Source organism: Methylobacterium indicum (genome assembly GCF_001043895.1).
GTDB lineage: Bacteria > Pseudomonadota > Alphaproteobacteria > Rhizobiales > Beijerinckiaceae > Methylobacterium > Methylobacterium indicum.
Genome location: NZ_JTHF01000207.1, coordinates 35,258 through 43,641, shown reverse-complemented (window position 1 = coordinate 43,641; position 8,384 = coordinate 35,258). Strand labels below are relative to the sequence as shown.

The window sequence follows — 8,384 nt, the reverse complement described above, 5'->3', positions numbered from 1 at the left end:
CATTTTCTTCCGAATCCCCCCGGCGGGCGGCGATCCGGCCGCCGCTCAGCGCCGCGCGCGGGCGGGAGACGGGGCCGGCGCCGAGGCCGGACGGGGCGGGACCCGGCCCGCGGGGCGGGGCCGCCGGGCCAGGGCGGACAGGCCCTGCTGGAGCGCGATGAAGACGAACAGCAGGCCCCCGGTGGCGATCTTCGCCCACCAGCTCGACAGGGTGCCGTCGAAGGTGATGTAGGTGCCGATCAAGGCCTGGATCATCACCCCGAGGAAGGTGCCGACCATCAGGCCCTGCCCGCCGGTGAGCAGCGTCCCGCCGATCACCACCGCCGCGATGGTGTCGAGTTCGACCCCGACCGCGGAGAGCGAATTGCCCGACGAGGTGTAGAGCGAGAACACGATCCCTGCGAGCCCCGCCAGCACGCTCGACAGGGTGTAGATCGCGATCGTGGTCGCGCCGACCCGCAGGCCCATGAGACGGGCCGAGACGCGGTTGCCGCCGAGCGCGTAGGCCGCCGTGCCGAAGCGCGTCAGGTGGAGGAGGAGGCCGCCGCCGACGAAGACCGCCAGCATGATCGCCGCCACCACGGTGAGCCGGCCCCCGCCGGGCAGGCGCAGGCTCGCCTCGCCCACCGCCGCATAGAACGGCGCGGTGATCGGGATCGATTCCGTGGAGAGGAGGAAGCTCGCTCCCCGCGCCAGGAACATGCCGGCGAGGGTCACGATGAAGGGGGGCAGGTCGAGGGCGGCGATGATCCAGCCCATCGCCGCCCCGAAGGCGGCGGCGATCAGGAGCGCCAGGGCGAAGGCGGCGAGCGGTGGCAGGCCCCATCGCTCGATCGCGAGGGCGAGGAAGACGCTCGTGAAGGCGATCACCGAGCCGATCGACAGGTCGATGCCGCCCGACACGATCACCACCGTCATGCCGACCGCGACGATGCCGAGGAAGGCGCTGTCGGTGAGGAGGTTGCCGACGACGCGCGTCGACAGGAAGGCCGGGAACTGCACGGCGCAGAGCGCGTAGGCCGCCGCGAAGACGAGGGCCGTGGCGAGGACGGGGAGGTATCGGGTCACGCCGTCCTCCGCCGGACCAGCAGGGACAGGCCGGCGAGCCGGGGCGACTGGACGAGGAGCACGGCGAGGACCACGACCGCCTTGACGAGAAGGTTGAGCTCCGGCGGGTAGCCGGAGAGCAGGATGCCGGTGTTCATCGCCTGGATGATGAAGGCGCCGAGCACCGCGAGCGGCACGCTGAAACGGCCGCCCATGAGCGAGGTGCCGGCGATCACCACCGCCAGGATCGCGTCGAGCTCGAGCCACAGGCCGGCATTGTTGGCGTCCGCCCCCAGGATGTCGGCGGTGGTGACGAGGCCGGCGAGCGCCGCACAGAACCCGCTCCAGACATAGACCGCGAGCGTCGTCGTGCGCGTGCTGACGCCGGCCAGCGCGCTCGCCCGCGCATTGGCGCCGGTCGCCTCGATGAGGAGGCCGAGCGCCGTACCGCGCACGACCAGCACCGTGACGGCGAGAACGACCACGGTCAGGACGACGGGGGCGGGCAGGCCGACAACGGCACCGTTGCTGACGGCAGCGAGCCCCGGGGCGCTGAAGGTGACGATGCGCCCCTCGGTCAGGAGCTGCGCGATGCCGCGCCCCGCCACCATCAGGATCAGCGTCGCGATGATCGGCTGGATGCCCAGCACTGCGACGAGGAACCCGTTCCAGGCCCCGCACAGGATGCCTGCGCCGAGCGATGCCGCCAGTACCACCGGCAGGGCGTGGGTGTCGGCGAGGCTCGCCGCGACTGCGCCGGCGATCGCCATGACGGCGCCGACCGACAGGTCGATGCCGCGGGTCGCCACGACGAGGACCATGCCGATCGACAGGAGCGCCACCGGCGCGCCCCGGTTGAACACGTCGATCAGGCTGCCGAACAGCCGCCCGCCCTGCATCCGCAGGTCGAAGAATTGCGGCGAGACGAGCCAGTCGACGAGCAGGATCGCCGCGAAGGCGAGGAGCTGCGGGGCACCGCGCCGGGGCAGGCGAAGGGCGGGGAGGCGACGGGACGGGGCTTGCATCGATCAGGCGGCCTCCGCGGGCTCGTCGCCGGCGATCGCCTTGAGGATGGCGGTGACGTCGACGGCCTCACCCTCGAGCGTGGCGATCTGGGTCCGATCGCGCATCACCACGACCCGGTCGGCGTAAGTCACGATCTCCTCGAGCTCCGAGGAGATGACGACGAGGGCGAGCCCCCCATCGCAGAGCTGCCGGATCAGCCGGATGATCTCCGCATGCGCCCCGACATCGATGCCGCGGGTCGGCTCGTCGAGGATCAGCACCTGCGGCTCGGTGGCGAGCCAGCGGGCGAGCAGCGCCTTCTGCTGGTTGCCGCCGGACAGCAGGCCGATCGGGCGCTCCGGGTCGGGCGGCCGGATGTCGAGCATGGCGATGTAGCGGCGCGCCAGCGCCTCCTGCTCCCGCCGCGGGATCGGGCGGAACGGCCCGCGCCGGGCCTGGAGCGCCAGGACGATGTTGTCGCGAACGGACAGCTCGGCGATGATGCCCTCCGTCTTGCGCTCCTCCGGGCAGTAGCCGAAGCGGTGGCGGATGGCGTCGCGCGGCGTGCGCAGCCGGACGGGCGCGCCGTCGATGCGGGCCCGGCCCGTCTGCGCCATCTCGGCGCCGAAGAGGAGGCGGGCGGTCTCGGTGCGGCCCGAGCCGAGGAGTCCGGCGAGGCCCACGACCTCGCCGCGCCGGAGCGTCAGGTCGAAGGGCGCGACATAGCCGGGCTTCCCGAATTGCTCGTAGACCGCGATCTCGCTTCCCTCGGTGGCGCCGGATCGGTGCCGGTCGGCGGGCGCCGCCTCGGCCGTGGCCTCGCCGAGCTCGCGCCCGAGCATCGCCTGGATCAGCCTCATGCGCGGAAGGTCTGCGGTCGCCCAGGAACCGACGAGTCGGCCGTTGCGCAAAACCGTGATCCGGTCGGTGACGGCGTAGACCTGATCGAGGAAGTGGGTGACGAAGACGATGCCCAGCCCCTTGGCGGCCAGGCGGCGCATGACGCGGAACAGGATCTCGACCTCGTGCGCGTCGAGGCTCGCCGTCGGCTCGTCGAGGATCAGCACCCGGGCCGACAGGTCGACGGCGCGGGCGATGGCGACGAGGTGCTGCACGGCGACCGAATGGTCGCCGAGCGGCGTGCCGGGATCGATCGCGAGGTCGAACCCGGCGAGGATCGCGGCCGCGCGCCGCCGCATCTCGCCGTGGCGCACGAGGCCGAACCGGGTCGGCTCGCGGTTCAGGAAGAGGTTCTGCGCCACCGTGAGGTTCGGCAGCAGGTTCACCTCCTGGTAGACGGTGGCGAGGCCGGCCGCTTGCGCCGCCTCGCCGGAGCGCGGCGCGATCGGCGTGCCGTCGAGCGTCACCGTCCCGGCATCGCGCGTCACGATCCCCGTCACGGTCTTGATCAGCGTCGACTTGCCGGCACCGTTCTCGCCGAGCAGCGCGTGGATCTCGCCGGCCTCGAGCGTGAAGTCCACGCCTTGCAGCGCCGGGAAGCCCGCGAAGCTCTTCGTGAGCCCGCGGATCGCGAGAAGCGGCGCATCGTTACTGTGTGCCGAAGACATGCAGTCGATCCCGACAAGTATAGCGCGGGTTTCTCCCTCCCCCTCTGCGGGGGGAGGGTGGCGAGCGTCAGCGAGCGCAGCGGGACGAAGTCCCGCCGAGAGGGGCAGCGCGACGATGCCGGGTTTGGCGCCCGTCATCGCGGTCGCGACTTCTCCGGAAGCGTCGCCCCCTCTCCCGCCCGGCGCACGATTGCTTCGCAATCGCAGCCGGGCACCCTCACCCGCAGAGGGGGGGAGGGAGAAACCCGTGCCATCCTTGTCTCTGGACAGCTCTGCCCGAACGGGACGGCGGATATAAACCTAAATTTTAATCGAGAGCCCCGAGCAAAACTCGCCTCAATACCCAAGCCCCTTCTTCGAATCATACACCGCCTGCGGGTTATCGGCGGCGGTGAAGAGCTTCGATTCCGTCTGGATCCATTTCGGCGGGACGGTGCCCTTGGTCTTGTAGGCGATGACGGCGTCGAAGGCCGGGCCGGCCATGTTGGGAGTCAGCTCGACGGTGGCGTTGGCGTCGCCGGCCATCATCGCCTTGAAGATGTCCGGCACGCCGTCGATCGAGACGGTGAGGATGTCCCGGCCGGGCTTCAAGCCCGCTTCCTTCATGGCCTGGATCGCGCCGACCATCATGTCGTCGTTGTGGGCGTAGACCGCGCAGATCGCCTTGCCGCCGCCCTCGGCCTTGATGAAGCTCTCCATCACCTCCTTGCCCTTGGAGCGGGTGAAGTCGCCGGTCTGGCTGCGCACGATCTTGATGGTGGGCGTACCTGTGATCGCCTGCTCGAAGCCCTTCTTGCGGTTGGTCGCGACGCTCGCCCCCACCGTGCCCTGCAACTCGACGACGTTGCAGGGCTTCGACCCCACGGTCTTCGCCAGCCACTCGCCGGCGACTTTGCCCTCGTGGACGCTGTCGGAGGTGACGGCCGTGAGGGTGAGGTCCTTGCCCGAGGGGTCGATGTCGCGGTCGAGGAGCACGACCGGGATCTTCGCCTCCCGCGCCTCCCTCAGCACCGCGTCCCAGCCCGTCGCCACCACCGGCGCCAGGAAGATCGCGTCGACGCCCTGCGCCACGAAGGAGCGGATCGCCTTGATCTGGTTCTCCTGCTTCTGCTGGGCGTCGGCGATCTTGAGCGTGACGCCGCGTTTCTGCGCCTCCGACTTGGTGACCGAGGTCTCGGCGGCGCGCCAGCCGGATTCGGACCCGATCTGCGAGAACCCCACCGTCAGGCCGGCGGCCGAAGCGCCCGGGGCGGCCATGGCCGTGAGGACCGTGGCGGCCAGAAGAAGGCGATGCATCCTGGCAGCGAGCATGGGCGTCTCCCTCGATGTTTTTCGGCGCATCTGCGTGCGTGACTCGAACATGCGGCAGCCCCCATCCGGACGCAATAGTCATATTGTAAGATTTTTGTCGGAGGTTCGCTGGGGAAGGTTCCGGTTGATCGACCGACCGAACGAACAGGGGGCATCCGTTTCTCACGGGCTTCCGGCGCAGCCGGCGCCCGACGCGGCGGACGTCACGATTCCCCACGTGACGAGCGACACACGCTACAGATGATCGCGACTGATTGAGTCGCGTGTTAGACACCTTCGCAAATTGTTGCAAAATGGACACTTTCCCACGGCGAATCCCTTTGATCGATACTCTAATTTAAATTAGATAATTTAAAATTTTTGCCGAAGACGATGCTTTTATCGAAGCTTGGGGGGATCGACAGTTATTTTAATTCATTCTCATCTATAATAAATTAAATCTACAAATTTTCAGGAGATTGCAGTCGAAAACGTGGCCCCATAATCGATCCTATGCCTCTCCCTGACGTTCATGAAGGATGGGGCCCATCGTCACTTCTACCGGGGCTATTCGATGCGTTGGACCCAGTTGGCCGATCGTGCAAGCCTGAGCCTGTGCGCCTCTCTCGTGACGGGAGTTGCCATCGCGGGCCTCGCAGCCGGGTTGCGCGACGCCCAGGCCCAGGCCTCGAAACCGCCCGGGGCATCGAACACGCCGTCCCCGGCCCAGCCGGCCGACGGGGGCGCCATTTCCCTCGACGAAATCACCGTCGCGGCCCAGCACCCGACCTTCGGGACCAACGGCTTCGTCGCGACCCGCTCGACGGCCGGCATGAAGGGCAACGACTCGATCCTCGAGACGCCGGCGACCGTGAGCGTCATCACCCGGGAGGAGCTCGACGTCCGCGGCGTGCAGGACCTCAACACCGCGGTGGCCTACACGCCGAACGTCCAGGGCGTCGATTATCCGGCCGGCCAGGGCGGACCGACCTTCGTGCTGCGCGGCTACGGCGCCAACAACTTCGACAACGTCTACGAGGACGGCCTGCGCTACGGCTTCAACTCGTTCGACCAGAACGTCGAGCCCTACGCCTACGAGCGCATCGACGTCATCAAGGGCCCGATCTCGGTGCTCTACGGCGCCGGCCAGCCCGGCGGCATCATCAACCTTGTCTCGAAGCGCCCGAGCTTCACCCCGTTCAACGAGGTCTTCATCCAGGGCGGCAACCGCAACCGGATCCAGGCCGGCTTCGACCTGTCCGGGCCGGTCCAGGGAGCGCCGGACTTCGCCTACCGGATCACCGGCCTGGTGCGCAATTCCGACACCCAGGTCCGCTACACGCCGGACGACCGCACCTTCCTCGCCCCGGCGATCACCTGGCGGCCGGACGCCGACACCTCGCTCACCGTGCTCGCCAAATACGCCGAGTTCCGCGGTGGCGGCTCCGAGCAGAGCCTGCCGATCATCGGCTCGATCATCCCGAGCGCCCGCGGCTTCTATCAACCGAACGTCTTCGTCGGCCAACCGAACTTCAACACCTTCCTGCTCGAAAACAAGGAGATCGGGTACATCCTCGATCACTCCTTCGCGCCCGGCTGGCTGGTCCATTCGGCGTTCCGGATCTACGAGACCTCGACCAAGGCCGACGTCGTCGGTGCCGTGCCGGGCTTCACGCCGCCGGGCTTCCTCTCGGAAGCGGTCGTCCCCTACCTGCGCCGGCAATCGAGCTACGGCATCCTGGCCGACAACCACGTCGAGGGCCAGTTCGGCACTTTCGGCATCACGCACAGCGTCGTCTTCGGCATCGATGTCCAGGATTACCACCGCGACGATGCCCGGACCTTCCCGCTCGGCTATCCGCTGGCCGCCGGAACCCGTCTGATCGACCTCTACATCCCAGTCTACAATGACAGTTTCAGCTTCCCTAACCGGACGAACATCGCGACGCGCGCTTCGCAACGGCAGATCGGCGCCTATTTCCAGGACCAGATGAAGTGGAACGGCTTCATCTTCACTGGAAGCGTGCGCAACGATTGGGTCGATCAGCAGATCGACACCGTCAACAGCTTCCCGAACCTGCCGCTCGCCGCTGCGAACCGGGCGACCGTCAGCAAGCAGGACTTCTCGGCGCTCAGCTATCGCGTCGCCCTCGGCTACGAGTTCGACGGCGGCGTGGTGCCCTACATGTCCTACTCGACCTCCTTCAACCCGCAGATCGCCGGGCAGCGCGCCAGCGGGGCGGCCCTCGACCCGCGGGAGGCCAAGCAGATCGAAGGCGGCGTGAAGTGGCAGCCCACCGGCACCAACGCGCTCTTCACCGCCTCCTACTTCGACATCACCCAGACCAACATCCCGCTCGCCGATCCGCTCAATCCCGGCTTCTTCGTCCAGACCGGCGAGGCGGTGGCGAAGGGCTTCGAGCTCGAAGGCAAGGCCAGCCTGTTCGAGGGCTTCAACGTCATCTTCGGCTACGCCCATCTCGACACCAAGGTGACGAAGGACACGAATCCGAGGCTCATCGGCAACCGCCTGCCCAATGCCCCGGCCAACACCGTGTCGCTCTTTGCCGACTACGCCTTCCCGCTCGGATCGCCGTTCGGCGGGCTGCGGGCCGGGGCCGGCGTGCGCTACCTCAGCGCGCGGACGGATTCGACCAATGTCGACACCATCCCGTCCTACGCCGTCGTCGACGCCTCGCTCAGCTACGACCTCGCGCGGATCAACCCGGACTGGAAGGGCGCGACCCTGTCGGTCAACGCCACGAACCTGTTCGACAAGCGCTACTACACCTCCGGCTTCTACACCGGCTACGTGTTCGAGGGCTTCCGCCGGAGCGTGTTCGGGACGCTGACCTATCGCTGGTAGGCATCGCGGCCTCCGCCCTGCATCGATCGCGATCGGTGCAGGGCTGTCCGGGGGAAAACCAGTTGAAATCAGAGCCCGGGTCCCCCTCTCCCGTATGGGAGAGGGGGACGGGGAGGGAGAGGGGTGAGGGTGGAGACGGTGCCGCAAGACGACTGAGCCGGCCCACTGCGAGCACGACGCTCCGAATCTGAGAGCCCGCTTGACCTGATCGACAGTCTTCATACCCTCATCGTCATCTCGGGCTCCGCTTTCGCGGTCCTGGAATGACAAGTAGGGCGTCAAGACTGTCGTGCAAATCAAACAGGCTCTGATTGAGAACCATATCACCCTCACGCGGGGTCTTCGATCCCCCGGCCCCTGTCGCATACGGGAGAGGGGAGACGCGCCATTTCTGCCCCGAACAGTCCTGCACCCGCGGCGAGAGGAAAAAATCCCCACCTCTCCTTGAATTTAGACTTCAACCGGAAGTCCTGCTGCCGACGCGGGAAGCCGATGCACCTGTCGGTCGCGAACCGGCGTGACAGCCCCCGCGAGGAGACTCGCGGGGGCATCTGCGCGACCGGGCGTTTGTGCCGCGCCGGGCCCTGATCTCTGGCGTCGGCGAGCCG

The 8,384-nt window shown here is 67.8% G+C and carries 5 protein-coding genes; 1 reads left to right on the top strand and 4 read right to left on the bottom strand.

The genetic code is table 11. The features are described from left to right. Positions 1-45: 45 nt before the first annotated feature. The 4 genes from yjfF to ytfQ form a co-directional block, all read right to left on the bottom strand. Positions 46-1,068: a galactofuranose ABC transporter, permease protein YjfF gene (yjfF, locus tag QR78_RS23145; protein ID WP_048429933.1), complete on the bottom strand. Its 1,023-nt coding sequence runs from the start codon at positions 1,066-1,068 to the stop codon at positions 46-48. After that, positions 1,065-2,072: an ABC transporter permease gene (locus QR78_RS23140; protein ID WP_048429932.1), complete on the bottom strand. Its 1,008-nt coding sequence runs from the start codon at positions 2,070-2,072 to the stop codon at positions 1,065-1,067. Before QR78_RS23140 ends, yjfF begins: the two co-directional genes overlap by 4 nt. A 3-nt stretch (positions 2,073-2,075) precedes the next feature. Beyond that, a complete protein-coding gene (locus QR78_RS23135) occupies positions 2,076-3,620 on the bottom strand; it encodes a sugar ABC transporter ATP-binding protein (RefSeq protein ID WP_048429931.1) in 1,545 nt (514 codons plus the stop codon). 336 nt (positions 3,621-3,956) lie between these two features. Beyond that, positions 3,957-4,916, bottom strand: a complete 960-nt coding sequence (gene ytfQ / locus QR78_RS23130; protein WP_048429944.1) for a galactofuranose ABC transporter, galactofuranose-binding protein YtfQ — start codon at positions 4,914-4,916, stop codon at positions 3,957-3,959. 568 nt (positions 4,917-5,484) lie between these two features. Here ytfQ and QR78_RS23125 point away from each other — a divergent pair. Then, positions 5,485-7,776 carry a TonB-dependent siderophore receptor gene (locus QR78_RS23125; protein WP_244276419.1) on the top strand — a complete coding sequence of 764 codons (2,292 nt, stop codon included), beginning with the start codon at positions 5,485-5,487 and terminating at the stop codon, positions 7,774-7,776. Positions 7,777-8,384 lie beyond the last annotated feature (608 nt).

Excerpts from the sequence above, each read along its gene's own strand:
- QR78_RS23125 (WP_244276419.1), top strand. The coding sequence starts at position 5,485 with ATGCGTTGGACCCAGTTGGCCGATCGTGCAAGCCTGAGCCTGTGCGCC.
- QR78_RS23135 (WP_048429931.1), bottom strand. The coding sequence starts at position 3,620 with ATGTCTTCGGCACACAGTAACGATGCGCCGCTTCTCGCGATCCGCGGG.
- ytfQ (WP_048429944.1), bottom strand. The coding sequence starts at position 4,916 with ATGCATCGCCTTCTTCTGGCCGCCACGGTCCTCACGGCCATGGCCGCC.
- QR78_RS23140 (WP_048429932.1), bottom strand. The coding sequence starts at position 2,072 with ATGCAAGCCCCGTCCCGTCGCCTCCCCGCCCTTCGCCTGCCCCGGCGC.